This is a genomic window from Paratractidigestivibacter faecalis (assembly GCF_003416765.1).
Lineage (GTDB): Bacteria > Actinomycetota > Coriobacteriia > Coriobacteriales > Atopobiaceae > Paratractidigestivibacter > Paratractidigestivibacter faecalis.
The window spans coordinates 999377-1016408 of record NZ_QSNG01000001.1 but is presented as its reverse complement, the minus strand read 5'-3'; the positions used below and the strand labels follow the sequence as shown (position 1 = coordinate 1016408).

Genomic DNA, 17032 nt, shown 5'->3' with positions numbered 1-17032 from the left:
TACCATTTGTAAATGCGCAGGTAGAGTGAGTAATGTTGCAGTCTGATTGATTGCGGCTTGCATTGCGAGACATGTCGCTATACTTGCAAAGACCTTTAAACGCGGTACGAGATACCGAAAAGGCGTCCATAGCGTCAGAACCTGACAGAGCCTTTCGGAGTGTCGTTGCAACGGTGCTCCGTTTTTTATGGGCTCTCAGCTCCGGCGGCCCTACGGGCGCACGCATGGAAAGGACGGTGTTGCTGTGAATCTGCTCGTCGATGGCGGCAGGCACCCCGAGGCGCTTCTCGCCTTGGAGGACGGGAGCTACTTCTTCGGTCGCTCCGCAGGTGCCGAGGGAGAGACCTTCGGTGAGGTCGTCTTCAATACCTCTATGGTGGGCTACCAGGAGATCGTGAGCGATCCCTCCTACGCCGGCCAGCTCGTCACCCTGACCTACCCGCAGGTGGGCAACTACGGCATCAACGAGGTCGACATGCAGTCGCGCGAGCTCGCGCTTGCCGGCCTCATCGTCCATGACATGTGCTACCAGCCCAGCAACTGGCAGTCCGTGAAGTCCCTGCCGGACTTCCTCGCCGAGCGCGGCATAGTGGCCATCGAGGACGTGGACACGCGCGCCCTCACCCTGCGCATCCGCGAGGGCGGTGCCATGAAGGCGGCCATCTCCACCACCGACCTCGACCCCGCGAGCCTCGTGGCCCGCGTCCAGGCCTCCGCGGCAATCGCGGACCACAACTACGTGGCCGACGTCTCCTGCAAGGAGCCCTGCGTCATCCCGGCAAAGGGGGAGTGCCGCCACAAGGTGGTGGCCTACGACTGCGGCGAGAAGGCCGGCATCGCCAAGCGCCTTGCCGCCGTTGGCTGCGAGGTCACGGTCGTGCCCTGGGACACCCCCGCCGAGAAGGCACTGGCCCTCGACCCCGACGGCGTGTTCTTCTCCAACGGCCCCGGAGACCCCGAGACCGTCCCGCCCGTGGTCGAGGCCGTCCGCGCCTGCCTGGGCAAGCTCCCGGTCTTTGGCATCTGCCTGGGCAACCAGGTCATCTCCCTTGCCGCCGGCGGCCAGGTGGAGAAGCTCCCATACGGCCACCACGGCGGCAACGAGCCGGTGATGAACCTGCTCACCGGCAAGGTTGAGATCACGGCCCAGAACCACAACTACGGCCCGGTCTTCCCGACCTTCGGCCCGCTTGTGCCCGAGCTCTCCGACGGCGTGACCGAGCACCCCTCCGACCTGCGCTTCTGGTCTTCCAGGCACGTGGCGCCGGTGGTCATGAGCGAGCGCTACGGCCGCATCCGCCTCACGCACGTCAACCTCAACGACGGCACGCCCGAGGGCATCCAGTTCCTCGACCTGCCCGCGTTCTCCATGCAGTACCACCCCGAGGCCAAGCCCGGCCCCAACGACTCGACGTACGCCTTCGCCGCCTTCGCGCGCCTCATGGACGGGGTCGAGGACTACCTTGCCATCGACGTCCGCGAGGGGAGGCGCTTCTAATGCCCAAGCGCACCGACATCAAGAAGATCCTCATCATCGGCTCCGGCCCCATCGTCATCGGCCAGGCCTGCGAGTTCGACTACTCCGGCACCCAGGCCTGCAAGGCCCTGCGCGAGCAGGGCTACGAGGTCGTGCTGGTCAACTCCAACCCGGCCACCATCATGACCGACCCGGAGACCGCAGACCGCACCTACATCGAGCCCATCACGGCCAACTCCGTGGCAAAGGTCATCGCCAAGGAGCGCCCCGACGCCCTGCTGCCCAACATGGGCGGCCAGACCGGCCTCAACTGCGCCGTGGCCCTAGCCCACGCCGGCGTGCTGGACAAGTACGGCGTCGAGGTCATTGGCTGCGACATCGACTCCATCGAGACGGGCGAGGACCGCGAGCTGTTTGCCGCGGCCATGAAGGACATCGGCCTAGAGGTGGCCAAGTCCGGCATCGCCCACACCATCGAGGAGTGCGAGGCCATCGTCGACGAGCTGGGCTACCCGGCCGTCATCCGCCCGTCCTTCACCCTGGGCGGCGCCGGCGGCGGCATTGCCTACGACCACGACGACCTGCTGCGCATCTGCGAGCAGGGCCTGGCCCTGTCCCCTGAGACCGAGGTCCTGGTCGAGCAGTCCATCGAGGGCTGGAAGGAGATCGAGATGGAGGTCATGCGTGACGTCGCCGGCAACGGCGTCATCGTCTGCTCCATCGAGAACCTCGACCCCATGGGCGTCCACACCGGCGACTCCATCACCGTGGCCCCCTGCCAGACCCTCAACGACTACGAGCTCCAGCGCCTGCGCGACTACTCCATCGCCATCCTGGAGCGCGTCGGCGTGGCCTGCGGCGGCTCCAACGTGCAGTTTGCCGTCAACCCCGAGGACGGCCGCGTCATCGTCATCGAGATGAACCCGCGCGTCAGCCGCTCCTCGGCCCTGGCCTCCAAGGCAACGGGCTTCCCCATCGCCAAGATGGCCGCCCTTCTCTCCGTGGGCTACACCCTGGACGAGATCCAGAACGACATCACGCACTCCACGCCGGCCTGCTTCGAGCCGTCCATCGACTACTGCGTGGTAAAGATCCCGCGCTTTGCCTTCGAGAAGTTCAAGGGCGCCTCTGACCGTCTCTCCACGCGCATGAAGGCCGTGGGCGAAGTCATGGCCATCGGCTCCACCTTCGAGGAGGCCATGCAGAAGGCCATGAGGTCGCTGGAGCAGGGACACGCGGGGCTGGGCGCCGACGGCCACGACGACTTCGACGAGGAGAGCTTCGAGGAGAAGGTCGCCACGCCCACGCCCGAGCGCATCCTGTACGTGGCCGAGGCCCTGCGCCGCGGCTGGGGCGTCGAGCGCGTCTTCGAGCTCACCCGCATCGACCAGTGGTTCCTCCACCGCATCCAGGACATCGTCACCGCCGAGGGCCGCATCCGCGAGCTGGGCCTTTCCGGCATGGACGCCGCCCACATGCTGGCCGCCAAGCAGATGGGCTTCTCCGACGCCCAGATCGGCCACCTCACCGGCCAGCGCGACGACACCGTCCGTGCCGTCCGGGAGGTCCTGGGCGTGCGCCCGCTGGTGAAGACCGTGGACACCTGCGCCGGCGAGTTTGCCAGCCGCACGAGCTACCACTACTTCACCTACGAGCGCGGCGGCGCCTCCGAGTTCCACGAGGCCGCCCGCCCGCGCGTGGTCATCCTCTCCGCGGGCCCCAACCGCATCGGCCAGGGCATTGAGTTCGACTACTGCTGCTGTCACGCCGCCTACGCGCTGGAGGCCAAGGGCTACGAGACCGTCATGGTCAACTGCAACCCAGAGACCGTCTCCACCGACTACGACACCTCCGATCGCCTCTACTTCGAGCCGCTCACCTTCGAGGACGTCATGAACGTCATCGAGGTCGAGAAGCCCGCGGGCGTCATCGTGACCCTGGGCGGCCAGACCCCCATCAACCTGGCCAAGCGCCTGAAGGAGGCGGGCGTGCCCATCATGGGCACCCAGCCCGAGGCCATCGACCTGGCCGAGGACCGCGACCGCTTCGCGAGCCTGCTCGACCGTCTGGACATTGCCTACCCGCCCAGCTCCACGGCCGAGACCGTGGAGGAGGCCAAGGGCGTCGCCCGCCGCGTGGGCTACCCGCTGCTCGTCCGCCCGAGCTACGTGTTGGGCGGCCGCGGCATGGCCATCGTCTACGATGACGACGACCTCGTAAAGTACATGGCCGCCGCCACCCAGGTCTCGCCGGACCATCCCGTCTACCTCGACGCCTTCCTTGAGGACGCCATCGAGCTCGACGTGGACGCACTCTGCGACACCGAGCAGTGCTACGTGGGCGCCGTCCTGGAGCACATCGAGGAGTGCGGCATCCACTCCGGCGACTCCGCCTGCTGCTTCCCGCCCTTCTCGCTGTCCGACAAGATCGTGGCCAAGATTCGCGAGACCACCCGCCGCCTGGCGCTCTCCTGTCACATCCAGGGCCTCCTCAACGTGCAGTACGCCGTCCGCGACGAGCAGGTCTTCGTCATCGAGCTCAACCCGCGCGCCAGCCGCACCGTGCCCTTCTCGTCCAAGGCCACGGGCGTGCCCCTGGCCAAGTACGCCGCCCGCATCATGAGCGGCGAGAAGATCTGCGACCTGGGCCTGCCCGCCGAGGACGCCGAGCGCGGCTATTACGCCGTCAAGGAGGCCGTCATGCCCTGGAGCCGCTTCCCGGGCGCCGACGTCACCCTGGGACCCGAGATGAAGTCCACCGGCGAGGTCATGGGCCTGGACGTGACCTTCCCCAAGGCCTACGCCAAGACCCGCGAGGCCATCGACTACGACGTGCCCCAGGCAGGCACCGTCTTCATCTCTGTCTGCGACCGCGACAAGCGCTCCGTGGCGCCCGTGGCCCTGTCCCTCGTGCACCTGGGCTACGACCTGGTGGCCACCCGCGGCACGGCCAAGACGCTGCACGCCGCCGGCATTCCGTGCGAGGTGGTCAAGCGCGTCTCCGAGGGGCACCCCAACATCGCCGACCTCATGGCAGAGGGCAAGGTGAGCTTCCTCATCAACACGCCCCACGGCCACAGCTCCCGCGGCGACGGCTCGGTCCTTCGCAGCGAGGCCGTCTCGCGCGGCATCGACATGGCAACCACCATCAGCGGCGCCACCGCCCTGGTGCAGGCCATCTCCGCCACGCGCAGGGGCCCGCTTGACGTCTACGCCTTGCAGGACCTCCCCAAGTAGGGAGCTGCGCTCCGGCTTGACCCCTGGGGCCGCGCGGGCTTTTCGCCTGCGCGGCCCTTATCTTGTGGGAGTGGTGCGCGAGGGTATACCAGACCCTGAAGTTTGGTATCATTCAAAGGCTGTGCGCCGTAATGCGGGCGTGGTGGAACTGGTAGACACGCTGGATTTAGGTTCCAGTGGGGGAGACCCCGTGAAGGTTCGAGTCCTTTCGCCCGCACCAATGCGCACGTTCAACAGGGCATTCATTCGACGGGAGAAGCCCGCCGAGGTACGAGACACTGGAGGAACGTTGAACATCACCGTCACCCCTGAGCAGCCTCAGGACAACAAGCTGACCGCCAAGGTCACCATCTCTGCCGCCGACGTCGACGCGGCCATCAAGAAGACCTACGCGGAGATCGCCAACAAGTACGCCTTCCAGGGCTTCCGTCGCGGCCACGTTCCCCGCCCCATCATCAACAACATGATGGGCCTCGAGTCCATCCTCGCCCAGGCCACCAACGACCTGCTCAACGCCGCCGACCCCGCCATCGTCGAGGAGCTCGACGTCACCCCGCTGGGCCAGATCTCCTTCGGCGACGAGCCCGCCCTCGTCGTGGAGCACTCCGACTACGAGGCCACCGTCACCATCGACGTCCGCCCCGAGGCCGAGCTCGAGAGCTATGACGCCCCCGAGGTCAACATGCCCCCCGAGGAGGTCACCGAGGCAGAGATCGACTGGCAGCTCAACCAGCTCCTCTCCTACCAGATGACCTACGAGGACACCGACGAGGACCGCGAGGTCGCCGAGGGTGACGTCATCGGCGTCGACATCCAGAACGTCGAGGGCGCCGGCCACCTCGCCGCCGAGAACCGCACCGTCACCCTGAACGGCATGCAGCTCCCCGCCGAGCTCCAGGAGGCCATCGTCGGCATGAAGCCCGGCGAGACCAAGGACGTCGAGTGGGTCAAGTCCCACGAGCACGAGGGCGAGGTCCACGAGCACAAGTTCTCCGTCAAGGTGACCGTCAAGGCCATCAAGAAGGCCGTCACCCCCGAGCTCACCGACGAGCTCGCCAAGAAGAACTTTGGCTACGAGACCGTCGAGAAGCTCCGCGAGGCCGTCAAGGAGGAGATCGAGGCCGACAAGAAGACCTCTCTGCCGCAGCTCAAGGAGGACCGCGTCGTCGAGGAGATGGGCAAGCGCCTGCAGCTCGACGAGGTCCCCGAGAACTACAAGAACGAGATCTTCAACGAGCTCGCCCAGGAGTTCCTGGCCCAGCTCCAGCGCCAGAACATCTCCCTTGACATGTACCTTGCCGCCCGTGGCGTCAAGGCCGATGACTTCATCGCCGACCTCCACGCCCAGGCCGACGAGCGCGCCCGCCAGTCTCTGGCCCTGGACGCCGTCGCCAAGAAGATGGGCTTCGAGGCCACCGAGGCCGACGTCGAGGCCGAGTTCGAGCGCGCCGGCATCGAGGACGTCAAGGCTGCCGTCAAGCAGTGGAAGGACCAGGGCCGCCTGCCCGCCATCCGCGACTCCATCAAGCGCACCAAGGCCCTCGACTACCTGGTCGAGAACGCCAAGGTGACCGTCAAGGACGAGGTCGCCGAGCGTGCCGAGGCCCAGAAGGCCGAGTCCGCCGAGTAGGCTCGTCTCCTCACCTGCACCTCTCGCATGCCCCGGGGAGCCCGTCTCTCCCGGGGCATGCTTCAATGAACAGGAGGACCAATGCACTATCCCACCAACACCCCGCTCATCCCGTACGTGGTCGAGCAGACCCCGCGCGGCGAGCGCAGCTTCGACATCTACTCGAGGCTGCTCAACGACCGCATCGTCTTTCTGGGCGAGGAGGTCACGCGCGACTCCGCCAACCTGGTCATCGCCCAGCTCCTGCAGCTCGAGAGCGCAGACCCCGACAAGGACATCTCGCTCTACGTCAACTCTCCGGGCGGCGACGTCTACGCCGGCCTGGGCATCATCGACACGATGAACTTCATCAAGCCCGACGTCTCCACCATCTGCGTGGGCATGGCCGCCTCCATGGGCGCCGCCATCCTGGCCTCCGGCGCCAAGGGCAAGCGCCTGGCGCTTCCCAACTCCATGGTGCTCATCCACCAGCCGAGCTCCGGCGTCTCCGGCCAGCAGACCGACATCCAGATCGTCGCCGACGAGACCCGCTGGATCCGCCAGCACCTGAACGAGCTTCTCGCCGAGGCCACGGGCCAGCCCATCGAGCGCATCAATGCCGACACCGAGCGCGACAACTACATGCGCGCCGAGGAAGCCTGCGCCTACGGCCTGGTGGACAAGGTCATCTCCTCCCGCAACGACGGCCAGGAGCGCTAATGGCATCCATGGACAACAACGGCGACCTCGGCCACCAGGAGATGCACTGCTCCTTCTGCCACAAGAGCCGCAGCCAGGTGAGCAAGCTGGTCCAGGGCCCCAACGGCGTCTTCATCTGCGACGAGTGCATCCGCGCCTGCGCCGACATGATCGGCCAGCCCGTGGACGAGCTTGACGTGGACGACATCGTGGAGGTTCCCGAGGAGGCCCCCATCAAGGAGCTTCCCACCCCGCACGAGATCTACGACGAGCTCTCCCAGTACGTCATGGGCCAGGAGCAGGCCAAGCGCGCCATGAGCGTGGCCGTCTACAACCACTACCGCCGCATCCTCTCCGGCAACGACGAGGTCGAGGAGGGCGAGGAGCAGGTTGAGATCGCCAAGAGCAACATCCTGCTGCTCGGACCCACCGGTACGGGTAAGACCCTCCTTGCCCAGACCCTGGCGCGCTTCCTCGAGGTGCCCTTCGCCATCGCCGACGCCACCACGCTGACCGAGGCCGGCTACGTGGGCGAGGACGTGGAGAACATCCTGCTCAAGCTCATCACCGCCGCCGACGGCGACGTGGAGCGTGCGCAGGTGGGCATCGTCTACGTGGACGAGATCGACAAGATCGCCCGCAAGGCCGAGAACCTCTCCATCACGCGCGACGTCTCCGGCGAGGGCGTACAGCAGGCCCTTCTCAAAATCATCGAGGGAACCGAGGCCAGCGTTCCGCCCCAGGGTGGCCGCAAGCACCCCCAGCAGGAGCTCATTCGCATCGACACCACCAACATCCTGTTCATCTGCGGCGGCGCCTTCGTCGGCCTGGACAAGATCGTGGCGGACCGCATTGGCAAGAAGGGCATCGGCTTCAACGCCGAGCTTGGCCAGAAGGTCGAGGAGAACGAGGACGCCCTCATGGCCGAGGTCATGCCGCAGGACCTGCACAAGTTTGGCATGATCCCCGAGTTCATCGGCCGCATCCCGGTCATAACGAGCACCAAGGAGCTCACCGAGGACGATCTGGTGCGCATTCTCACCGAGCCCAAGAACGCGCTGGTCAAGCAGTACCGCCGCATGTTCGAGCTCGAGGGCGTGGAGCTGGAGTTTGAGGACGAGGCCCTGCGCGAGATTGCTCGCCAGGCGCTCTCCCGCGGCACCGGCGCCCGCGGCCTGCGCGCCATCTGCGAGTCCACGCTGCAGGACACCATGTTCGACCTGCCGAGCGACCTGGACATCACCCGCGTTGTGGTGACCAAGGAGTCCGTCGGCGGTGGCGCCAAGCCCACCATCGTGTCCAAGAGCCACGCCAAGCACGCCAACTAGCGCCGGCTGGGCAAGAAGTTGAGGCGGGGCCACAGCCTGGAATGGCTGCGGCCCCGCTTTGCGTTTGGGTGGCGGTTGTCGTGAACACCTGGGGCTTCGATTCAGGCGTTCAGTGAACGGCTGAATTGCGGCAGCAGGCGTTCACGGCGTGAAGCGCTTCTCGGCTAGAGGCGGGTGCCGCCGAGCTTGTCGTAGATGCGGATGATGGCGCTGCGGCGCTTGGTGCCGCCGGGGCAAGTCTTGTCGAAGGCCGGCATGATGCCCTTGTAGAGCATGATGACCTGCAGGCGCTTGGCCAGGCCTGCCACGGAGTCGCGCGACTCCTCAAGCTGGGCGCGGATCTCCTCCAGGTAGGGGGAGTGCATGGCGTAGCGCCAGAAGAGGTCCGCGCCGTCCGCGTCCGGGTAGAGCCAGGGACGGTTGTCGGGGCCTGCAAAGTGCACGATCTTGGGGTCCTGGCGGGCCTCCTCGTACTCCTGGCGCACATCGGGCGCGGCGTTCTTGACGATATGCGTGCGGCGCAGGTGCTGCCAGTCCATGAGGTAGTTCCATTTCATATGGATGCGCACGTACTCGCCGTCGGCCACGCGGTTGAGGACATCCTGGTCAAGCCAGCGCCACATGCGCTGCGTGGCCAGGTCAAGGAACTGCTCCGGGCTCACCTGGCGGCGGATCTCGGCCAGGTTCATCAGAAGCACGCCCGCCTGGAAGTAGTCGTGGGCGTCGGTCATGCCGAGCTCGTTCTCCAGGTAGGGGCCCACGGTGACGTCGTAGCCATCCATCTGGCCGAGCGTGTCGGCGTCGCGCGTGGCGCCCAGCAGGTAGCCGGTCACGTCGGTGTCAAACAGCTCCGCAATGTCCGCGTTGACGATGAGGTCGGAGTCCAAGTAGATGGCCTTCTTGACGCCGGGCAGAAGCGAGGGGGCCAGAAGGCGGAAGTAGGTCTCGGGCCTGAAGTGGCCGTGGTGGGGGAGCTTGATGTCTCCCAGCGCGGCGTCAACGTCCAGGAAGCCAACGCCCACGTTGGCCGACTTGGTCTGTCGCGTGAGCGTGATCATGCTGGTGGGGGAGAGGTCGCGCGTGAGCACGATGATGTCATAGCGCCTGGCTGCGCTTGCGTTCTCCACGATGGACTGCACCGCAACGGAGAGGTACGGGACAAAGTTCTCGCTGCAGGCAAAGACGATGACGACGTCGTCGAGCGGAAGGCCGAGCTCGCGCGACGAGCTGGCGAGCATGGTGCTCGAGAGCGCGCTGCGGCAGGGCGTCGTCTTGCGTAGTGGCTTCATGGGCCCCTTCTCTGTGTGAGACAGCAGGTTGCGAAGAAAACTTTACCATGCGCCCGAGCGCGGCCGCCTAAGGAAACCCTCACCTACACCGCAAGGGTGCAAACGCCGTCCGCAAGCGTCCGCGCGTTGGCGGCAAGCGTTGCGGCAAGCTCGTCCTTGTCGACACCCCTGACCTGCGCCAGCGCCGTGAGCGCCCGGTCTAGGGAGGCGAGAAGCCCGTCTGCCCCCACGCCCTGGCCGGCTCCGTCGGGAAGGTCGGTCTCCAGCAGCAGGCGGGCCGCCGGAAGCTGGCGGGCGTACTCGCGGCCGCGCCTGGTTGCCAGCATGCGCTCGCCCACGGAGAAGGAGCAGCCCAGGCGCAGGGCGCGGCCGAGCTCGTCTGAGCTGCCGCTGAACCAGTGCATGACGCAGCGGCAGCGGGCGGCGGCGCCCGTTGCCTCCAGGACGTCCAGACAGGCGCCGGCGGAGCGCACGGCGTGAAGGGAGATGGCCCTCTGGCCCGCGGGGTCGCCCCCGGCGCCCACGGCGGCGGCCTCGCAGATGCGCGTGAGGGTCCTGACCTGCGCCTGGTTGCCCGCGGCGTTGGAGCGTGCCGGGCTGAAGTCCAGGCCCACCTCGCCCACGAGGGGCGCCTCCGCCGCAAGCTCGGCCGCAAGGTCCACGTCCTGCTTGCCCACGCGGCCGTCCGCCACCCACCAGGGGTGGGCGCCCACGCCGAGGACCACGTTGGGGGGCGCGGCCAGCGCGCCCCGCGCCGCCAGGAAGGCCTGGGGCGTCACGGTGCAGCAGGCCAGCGCCACGCCCCTCTGCCCGCATGCGCGGGCCACGGCCGCGGGGGCCGCCTCCCAGTCAAGGTGACAGTGGGCGTCAAAGAGGGCCGGGGCCTTCTTGCCTTCTGCGCCGCCAACAGTCATGCTCGCCTCATCTTCCCGCCGTCTGCCGTGGTATTCTCTAAGGTTGCTATACCGATTGTTATACCTGCTCTTTATGCCACATGCGAGAGGAACCACCGTGGAAGAGATGCCCAAGACGTACGACCCGCAGGAGCGGGAGCCCGAGCTCATACAGAAGTGGATGGACGCCGGCTGCTACCAGCGCAGCAAGGGCGTGGGCGACTGCACCGTCGTTATCCCGCCACCCAACGTCACCGGCATCCTGCACATGGGCCACGCCATGGACGACTCCATCCAGGACGCCATCGTGCGCTACAACCGTATGCGCGGCCGCTCCACCCGTTGGATCCTGGGCACCGACCACGCCGGCATCGCCACGCAGACCAAGGTGGACAAGAAGCTCAAGAGCGAGGGCGTCTCTCGCCTGAAGATCGGACGCGAGAAGTTCATCGACGCGTGCTGGGACTGGACGCACGAGTACGGCGGCACCATCGTCAGCCAGATCAAGCGCATGGGCTGCTCCATCGACTTCTCTGACGAGAAGTTCACCATGAGCCCCGAGTTCAGCCGCGCCGTGCGAAAGGTCTTCTGCGACTGGTACCACGACGGCCTCATCTACCGCGGCAAGCGCATCGTCAACTGGTGCCCCAACTGCACCACGGCCATCTCCGACGACGAGGCCGAGTACCGCGACGAGAAGGGCCACCTCTGGTTCATGCGCTACCCGCTGGTGGAGCCCGTCGACGGCGTCGAGTACATCACCGTCGCAACCACCCGCCCCGAGACCATGCTGGGCGACGCCGGCGTGGCCGTGAGCCCGTCCGACCCCGAGAAGGCCAAGCTCGTGGGCGCCAAGGTCATGCTGCCCATCGTCAACCGAGAGATCCCGATCTTCTCCGACTGGCACGTCGACGCCAACTACGGCACCGGCTTCGTCAAGGTCACGCCCGCCCACGACCCCAACGACTACGCCATGGGCCAGGCGCACGACCTCGAGCAGATCAACGTCTTCGACGAGCACGCGGTCGTCGTCGAGGGCTACGGCGAGTTCAGCGGCATGAGCCGCGACGAGTGCCGCGAGGCCATCGTCAAGTGGTTCGACGAGCACGGCCTGCTCGACCACATCGAGGAGCTGGACCACTCCGTCATGCACTGCTACCGCTGCGACACCGCGCTGGAGCCTTGGCTCTCCGAGCAGTGGTTCGTTGCCGTGGACAAGCTCAAGGAGCGCGCGACCGAGGTCGTCAAGAGCGGCGAGGTCAAGTTCCACCCGGCCCGCTGGACCGACACCTACCTCACCTGGATGGACAACCTCAAGGACTGGTGCATTTCTCGCCAGCTGTGGTGGGGCCACCGCATCCCGGTCTTCTACTGCGAGGACTGCGGCTGGTCCGACGCCCTCATGGAGGACGCCAACGTCTGCCCCAAGTGCGGCGGCCACCACGTGCACCAGGACGAGAACGTGCTGGACACCTGGTTCAGCTCCCAGCTGTGGACCTTTGCCACGCAGGGCTGGCCGGACGACACTGCCGAGCTTGAGGCCCACCACCCCACCAAGGTGCTGGTCACGGCCCGCGACATCATTGCCCTGTGGGTCGCTCGCATGATCATGAGCTCGCTCTACTTCACCGACGAGGTGCCCTTCCACGACGTCTTCATCTACGCCACCATCCTGGCCAAGGACGGCAGCCGCATGTCCAAGTCCAAGGGCAACGGCGTGGACCCCATGGAGCTCATCAAGATGTACGGCGCGGACGCCATGCGCTACAACCTGCTGACGCTCATCACCAACAACCAGGACGTCAAGTTTGACGCGGACATCGACAAGCAGTCCAAGAAGCTTTTGGGCAGCCCCCGCACCGACCAGGCCCGCGGCTTTGTCACCAAGATCTGGAACGCCAGCCGCTTCGTCCAGATGAACCTGGACGGCTACGTGCCCGGCGCCCCCAGGGTGGAGACCCCCGAGGACGCCTGGATGCTCAGCCGCCTTGCCCGCGCCGTCTCCGAGGCCACCGAGCAGCTTGAGACCTACAACCTGGGCGACTACGCCCGCAACATCCAGTCCTTCTTCCGCGGCGAGGTCTGCGACTGGTACATCGAGCTCTGCAAGGGCCGCCTGCTGGACGGCACGCCCGAGGAGAAGCTCCAGGTGCAGCGCAACCTCGTCTACGTGTTGGACGTCTCCATGCGCCTGCTGCACCCTGTCATGCCGTTTGTGACCGAGAGCGTCTGGGACGCCCTGCCGGCCTCCGGCCTCGACGCCCACGACGCCGAGTTCCTGATGGTCGCCAAGTGGCCCGAACCCTCCGAGCTCGCCGCCTTCGTTGACGAGAAGGCCGAGGGCGATTTCGAGCTGGCCAAGCGCGTCATCTCCTGCGTGCGCTCCACGCGTGCTCGCTACCGCCTCTCTCCCAAGGTCGAGCTTGCGGTGGCCGTGCGCTGCGGAGAGGCCGAGGCCGCCGTTCTGGCCGGCCAGGAGGGCTTCATCAAGAGCGTCGGCCGCGTGAGCGAGCTTGCCTGCGGCGACGTCCAGAAGGCCGAGGGCGCGGTCTCCGTTGCCGACGGCACGCTGGAGATCTTCGTGGGCCTGGGCGGCCTGGTGGACCTCGCCGCCGAGGGCGCCCGCCTCAAGAAGGAGCTGGCCAAGGCCGAGAAGGACCTCGCAAGCGTCGAGCGCACCCTGGGCAACCAGGGCTTCGTCGCCAAGGCGGCGCCCGAGGTCATCGAGAAGAAGCGCGCCCAGGCAGCCGAGCTGACCGCCACCATCGACCAGCTCAAGTCCCAGATCGCGGACTTCGAGTAGGGCGGTTTCGCAGACCTGTCCGGAGCCCCGGCGGTTTTCTCGCAAAGCTACGAGCGCAAAGACCGCGCTCAAAGAGCTTTGCCGAGAAACCGCCGGGGCTCCTCCCATGTGGCGAACGCACCCCACTGCGCAAGTAGGGTGCCTAATTGTACTTGTGAGGCTTTACCAGCATGCATGGCCTGCCGTTGCGGTGGCCTCCTGGCCTGGGCGGCAGCGTTAACGCAGGCGAGAGGGGTGGGTTTTCTCGGCAAAGCTCTTTGGACGCGCCCTTTGCGTCCGTAGCTTTGCGAGAAACACCCACCCCTCTCGCCGCCGGAGTGCCTACGCCCAGCCCAGGAGGTCGCGGATCACGCGGCTGGCGATCATCTGCCCCATGATGGGGGGAAAGTAGCTCATGGTGCCCAGGAGGCTGCCGGACTCGCGCCACTGCTCGTCGGAGATCTTCTCCATGCGGACGGGCTGCTCGTCAGAGTAGAGGACCTGCAGGTCGCGGATGCCGCGGCGCCTGCACTCCTTGCGCATGACGCGCGCGAGCGGGCAGTTGACCGTCTCCTCTATGCGGGCGAACCTGAGCCTGGTGGGGTCGAGCTTGTTGCCGCCGCCCATGGCGGAAATCTCGCGGTAGCCGCGCTCCTGGCACCAGGCCGCCAGCTGCAGCTTCTGGGCCACGGTGTCGATGGCGTCCACCACGTAGTCCGGGCGGGGGAGGGGCGCCAGCGTCTGCTCTATGCCGTCCTTGGGGAGAAACGCCTGGACCGCGGTGACGCGGGCCTCGGGGTTGATGTCCAGCACCATGGCGCGGGCCACGTCGGCCTTGGGGCGGCCGATGGTGCTGGCGTAGGCCACGGCCTGGCGGTTGACGTTGCTGGGCGCCACCACGTCGCGGTCGAGCAGCACCAGGTTGCCCACGCCGCCGCGGGCGAGCGCCTCCACGCAGTTGGAGCCAACGCCGCCCAGGCCAATGACCATGACGCACGCCCCGTCGAGCCGCGCGAGCCCCTCCTCGCCCAGAATGAGCCTCAGCCTGTCCTTGGTCGTCTCCGCCTGCGTCATGCCGCCCTCCCGCCGCCCCGCAAATTGGGGACGTGTTCGAATTTGCGCAAATTTGGGACGGACTTGAATGCCCCGCAGCTTAGGATACACGTGGGGGGCTCGCTTTGCGGTTCTTGCCAAACCTGTCCCCACTTTGCGCAAAAACGAACACGTCCCCAATTTGAGGAGGAGATGAGCATGGAGTTCGCGACGCTTTCCAACGGAGTCAGGATGCCGAAGGTGGGCTTTGGCGTCTACCGCGTGCCGGCCGAGGAGTGCCAGCCGGTTGTTCAAAAGGCCCTCGAGGTGGGCTACCGCCACCTTGACACGGCCCAGTGCTACTTCAACGAGGAGCAGGTCGGAGCCGCAATCCAGGCCTCGCCGGTGGACCGCTCCGATATCTTCCTCACCACCAAGGTCTGGATCGGCTGCTACGGCGAGGGCCAGACGTACGCCTCCGTGGAGCGCTCCCTGCGTCGCCTCAAGACCGACTACCTGGACCTCGTCCTTCTCCACCAGGCCTTTGCCGACTACTACGGCGCCTGGCGCGATCTCGTGCGCCTCTACGAGGAGGGCAAGGTCCGCGCCATCGGCACCAGCAACTTCCTGCCAGTGCGTCTGGCCGACCTCGCGGCCTTTGGCGGCATGGCGCCGCAGGTGAACCAGGTGGAGACAAACCCGCTCTGCCAGCAGCGCGCCGCCCACGACTACATGGTGGCCGCCGGCATCCAGCACCAGGCCTGGGCCCCGCTGGGCGCGGGCGCGGCCGGCGTCCTGGACAGCCCCGTCATCTGCGGCATCGCCGAGCGCCTTGGCAAGACGACTGCGCAGGTGGTGCTGCGCTGGCTCCTGCAGCGCGACATCGTGGTGCTCGCGAAGTCCACGCACGAGGAGCGCATGCGCCAGAACCTCGACGTCTTTGACTTCGAGCTCGCGGCCGAGGACGTGGCCGCCATCGAGGCCCTGGACACGGGCCACGGCACCTTCATCGACCCGTCCGACCCCGCGACCATCGACTTCTTCCGCCCGCTGGTGGAGGAGCGCCGCGGCCTGCTGTAGGGGCTTGCTTCCTGGGGCGGCGCGGCCGGACGAGCCTTCTGCGCCGTCTGCCGCCCCAACCTGTCCCCACTTTGCGCAAAAACGAACACGTCCCCAATTTGAACTGCCTCCCATTTCTTGGACACGAGAAATGGGAGGCTTTTTATGCGTGTCGACTTGAGGGTGAAGCACGACATCGAGGCCAGGAAGGCGGCGATCGGGCTCTTCGAGCGAGGCAACGGCTACAAGTCTGCGGCGAAGGCGCTGTCGGTCCCGCGCGGAACCGTGAGACAATGGCTCTGCGTATACCGGTCGTTCGGAAGCGGGGTGCTGCTATCCATGGACGGCAAGCAGGCCAGGTACACATACGAGCAGAAGGTCGCCGCAGCCTCCGCCGTGGTCGACGGCGGCATGACGAAGGCCGAGGCGATGGCGGCGTTCGGCATAATGTCGATGTCGCCGCTCAAGAAGTGGTGCGCGCTATACCGCCGGGGCGGCGCGGAGGCCCTGCGCCCGAGGCCCAAGGGCCGGCCGAGCGGTTCCAAGGCGAGGCCGCGGACCCGCGAGGAGGAGCTCGAGGAGCGCTGCCGAAGGCTCGAGACCGAGGTGGCCTACCTAAAAAATTGCGTGCCCTGGTCGAGAGGGACGGGCTCTGACCAGGGCGAAGGTCGAGGCCGTGAGGGTCCTGCGCGAAGAGGGGCACGGGCTGGGGCGCCTGCTGGAGTGCGCCGGCATGGCCCGGTCCAGCTACTACTACGCGCTGTCGCACCCGAAGGCTCCCACCAGGCCCGAGCTCTGGGAGGCCGCCGCCGAGATATTCTCGCGCACCGCCAACGGGTGCGGCCACAGGCAGATCGCCATGTGCCTGCGCGCCGAGCAGGGCGTGCGCATAGCCTACAAGACGACGCTGAAGATGATGCGCGAGATGGGCATCAGCTGCGGGATCCGCCGCGAGACCGACTACCACAGGTACAACTCGTACAGGGGCAAGGTCGGAAAGACCTTCGAGAACGTCATCGGCAGGGACTTCGCCGCCGACGGGCCGTGGGAAAAGATGGGCACCGACGTCACCGAGTTCAAGCAGCCCTGGGGCAAGGCCTACTTCGCGCCGGTCTACGACTTCGGCAGCAAGGAGATCGTCGCCTGGTCCACGTCGCTGCACCCCAACATGGCTCAGCAGCACGAGCTGCTCGACCAGCTCGTGTCCAAGAAGCCCAAGGGCTCCAGGCCGATCCTGCACTCGGACATGGGCTGGCAGTACCAGCAGGCCGGTTGGTGCAGGCGGTTGGAGGAGGCCGGCGTGGTGCAGAGCATGTCCCGGAAGGGCAACTGCATCGACAACGGCGCGACGGAGCAGGTGTTCGGCCACATCAAGGACGAGTTCTTCCGTGGAAGGACGTGGCCGGACTTCGAGTCCTTCAAGGCGGACCTCGACGACTTCGTGGTCCATTGGAACACGAGGAGGCGCCAGGTTAAACTGAAGGGACTGACCCCGGAGGAGTTCCGGAGACAGTCCCTTGCGGCGTAGTTCTTATTTAAGCCGTCCAAGTTTTGGGGTGCAGTTCAATTTGCGGGGAGGGCGGGCTATAGTGGAAGGTCAGCGCACTGCCGCCCGGCGCCGTCTTTGA

The 17032-nt window shown here is 66.6% G+C and carries 11 protein-coding genes, 1 tRNA gene and 1 pseudogene; 10 read left to right on the top strand and 3 right to left on the bottom strand.

The features are described 5' to 3' along the window. Positions 1–244 precede the first annotated feature (244 nt). From carA to clpX, 6 genes are all read left to right on the top strand, one after another. Positions 245–1498, top strand: a complete 1254-nt coding sequence (carA, locus tag DXV50_RS04500) for a glutamine-hydrolyzing carbamoyl-phosphate synthase small subunit (RefSeq protein WP_232817456.1) — start codon at positions 245–247, stop codon at positions 1496–1498. Further along, positions 1498–4713, top strand: coding sequence for a carbamoyl-phosphate synthase large subunit (gene carB, locus DXV50_RS04495; protein ID WP_117204992.1), 3216 nt, complete (start codon positions 1498–1500; stop codon positions 4711–4713). The genes carA and carB overlap by 1 nt, the downstream gene beginning before the upstream one ends. Before the next feature lie 133 nt (positions 4714–4846). Beyond that, positions 4847–4933, top strand: a tRNA-Leu gene (locus DXV50_RS04490). Positions 4934–5002: 69 nt separating this feature from the next. Then, positions 5003–6343: a trigger factor gene (tig, locus tag DXV50_RS04485; RefSeq protein WP_157966964.1), complete on the top strand. Its 1341-nt coding sequence runs from the start codon at positions 5003–5005 to the stop codon at positions 6341–6343. An 81-nt stretch (positions 6344–6424) separates the two neighbouring features. Beyond that, a complete protein-coding gene (locus DXV50_RS04480) occupies positions 6425–7042 on the top strand; it encodes an ATP-dependent Clp protease proteolytic subunit (RefSeq protein ID WP_117204990.1) in 618 nt (205 codons plus the stop codon). Beyond that, entirely contained in the window at positions 7042–8349 is a 1308-nt protein-coding gene (clpX, locus tag DXV50_RS04475) for an ATP-dependent Clp protease ATP-binding subunit ClpX (RefSeq protein WP_407416947.1), read from the top strand. Before DXV50_RS04480 ends, clpX begins: the two co-directional genes overlap by 1 nt. A 164-nt stretch (positions 8350–8513) precedes the next feature. Here the strand turns inward: clpX and DXV50_RS04470 are convergent, their stop codons facing one another. Both DXV50_RS04470 and DXV50_RS04465 read right to left on the bottom strand, forming a co-directional pair. After that, positions 8514–9638: a glycosyltransferase family 8 protein gene (locus DXV50_RS04470; protein WP_232817455.1), complete on the bottom strand. Its 1125-nt coding sequence runs from the start codon at positions 9636–9638 to the stop codon at positions 8514–8516. Between the two features lie 83 nt (positions 9639–9721). Beyond that, positions 9722–10552: a TatD family hydrolase gene (locus tag DXV50_RS04465; RefSeq protein ID WP_117204989.1), complete on the bottom strand. Its 831-nt coding sequence runs from the start codon at positions 10550–10552 to the stop codon at positions 9722–9724. A gap of 97 nt (positions 10553–10649) precedes the next feature. On the opposite strand from DXV50_RS04465, the gene DXV50_RS04460 reads away from it, so the two are divergent. Continuing rightward, positions 10650–13334 carry a valine--tRNA ligase gene (locus tag DXV50_RS04460; protein WP_117204988.1) on the top strand — a complete coding sequence of 895 codons (2685 nt, stop codon included), beginning with the start codon at positions 10650–10652 and terminating at the stop codon, positions 13332–13334. A gap of 321 nt (positions 13335–13655) precedes the next feature. Here the strand turns inward: DXV50_RS04460 and DXV50_RS04455 are convergent, their stop codons facing one another. After that, complete coding sequence (locus DXV50_RS04455) at positions 13656–14387, bottom strand: tRNA threonylcarbamoyladenosine dehydratase (RefSeq protein WP_117204987.1); 732 nt, start codon at positions 14385–14387, stop codon at positions 13656–13658. Between the two features lie 177 nt (positions 14388–14564). Here DXV50_RS04455 and DXV50_RS04450 point away from each other — a divergent pair, with 177 nt between their 5' ends. From DXV50_RS04450 to DXV50_RS04440, 3 genes and pseudogenes are all read left to right on the top strand, one after another. Continuing rightward, complete coding sequence (locus DXV50_RS04450) at positions 14565–15425, top strand: aldo/keto reductase (RefSeq protein ID WP_117204986.1); 861 nt, start codon at positions 14565–14567, stop codon at positions 15423–15425. Positions 15426–15569: 144 nt separating this feature from the next. Next, positions 15570–15878 (top strand): annotated as a pseudogene (locus DXV50_RS10020) (helix-turn-helix domain-containing protein); the annotation flags it as partial. Positions 15879–16080: 202 nt separating this feature from the next. Then, positions 16081–16932: an IS3 family transposase gene (locus tag DXV50_RS04440; protein WP_198666371.1), complete on the top strand. Its 852-nt coding sequence runs from the start codon at positions 16081–16083 to the stop codon at positions 16930–16932. Positions 16933–17032 lie beyond the last annotated feature (100 nt).

Excerpts from the sequence above, each read along its gene's own strand:
- carB (WP_117204992.1), top strand. The coding sequence starts at position 1,498 with ATGCCCAAGCGCACCGACATCAAGAAGATCCTCATCATCGGCTCCGGC.
- DXV50_RS04480 (WP_117204990.1), top strand. The coding sequence starts at position 6,425 with ATGCACTATCCCACCAACACCCCGCTCATCCCGTACGTGGTCGAGCAG.
- clpX (WP_407416947.1), top strand. The coding sequence starts at position 7,042 with ATGGCATCCATGGACAACAACGGCGACCTCGGCCACCAGGAGATGCAC.
- DXV50_RS04470 (WP_232817455.1), bottom strand. The coding sequence starts at position 9,638 with ATGAAGCCACTACGCAAGACGACGCCCTGCCGCAGCGCGCTCTCGAGC.
- DXV50_RS04465 (WP_117204989.1), bottom strand. The coding sequence starts at position 10,552 with ATGACTGTTGGCGGCGCAGAAGGCAAGAAGGCCCCGGCCCTCTTTGAC.
- DXV50_RS04455 (WP_117204987.1), bottom strand. The coding sequence starts at position 14,387 with ATGACGCAGGCGGAGACGACCAAGGACAGGCTGAGGCTCATTCTGGGC.
- DXV50_RS04450 (WP_117204986.1), top strand. The coding sequence starts at position 14,565 with ATGGAGTTCGCGACGCTTTCCAACGGAGTCAGGATGCCGAAGGTGGGC.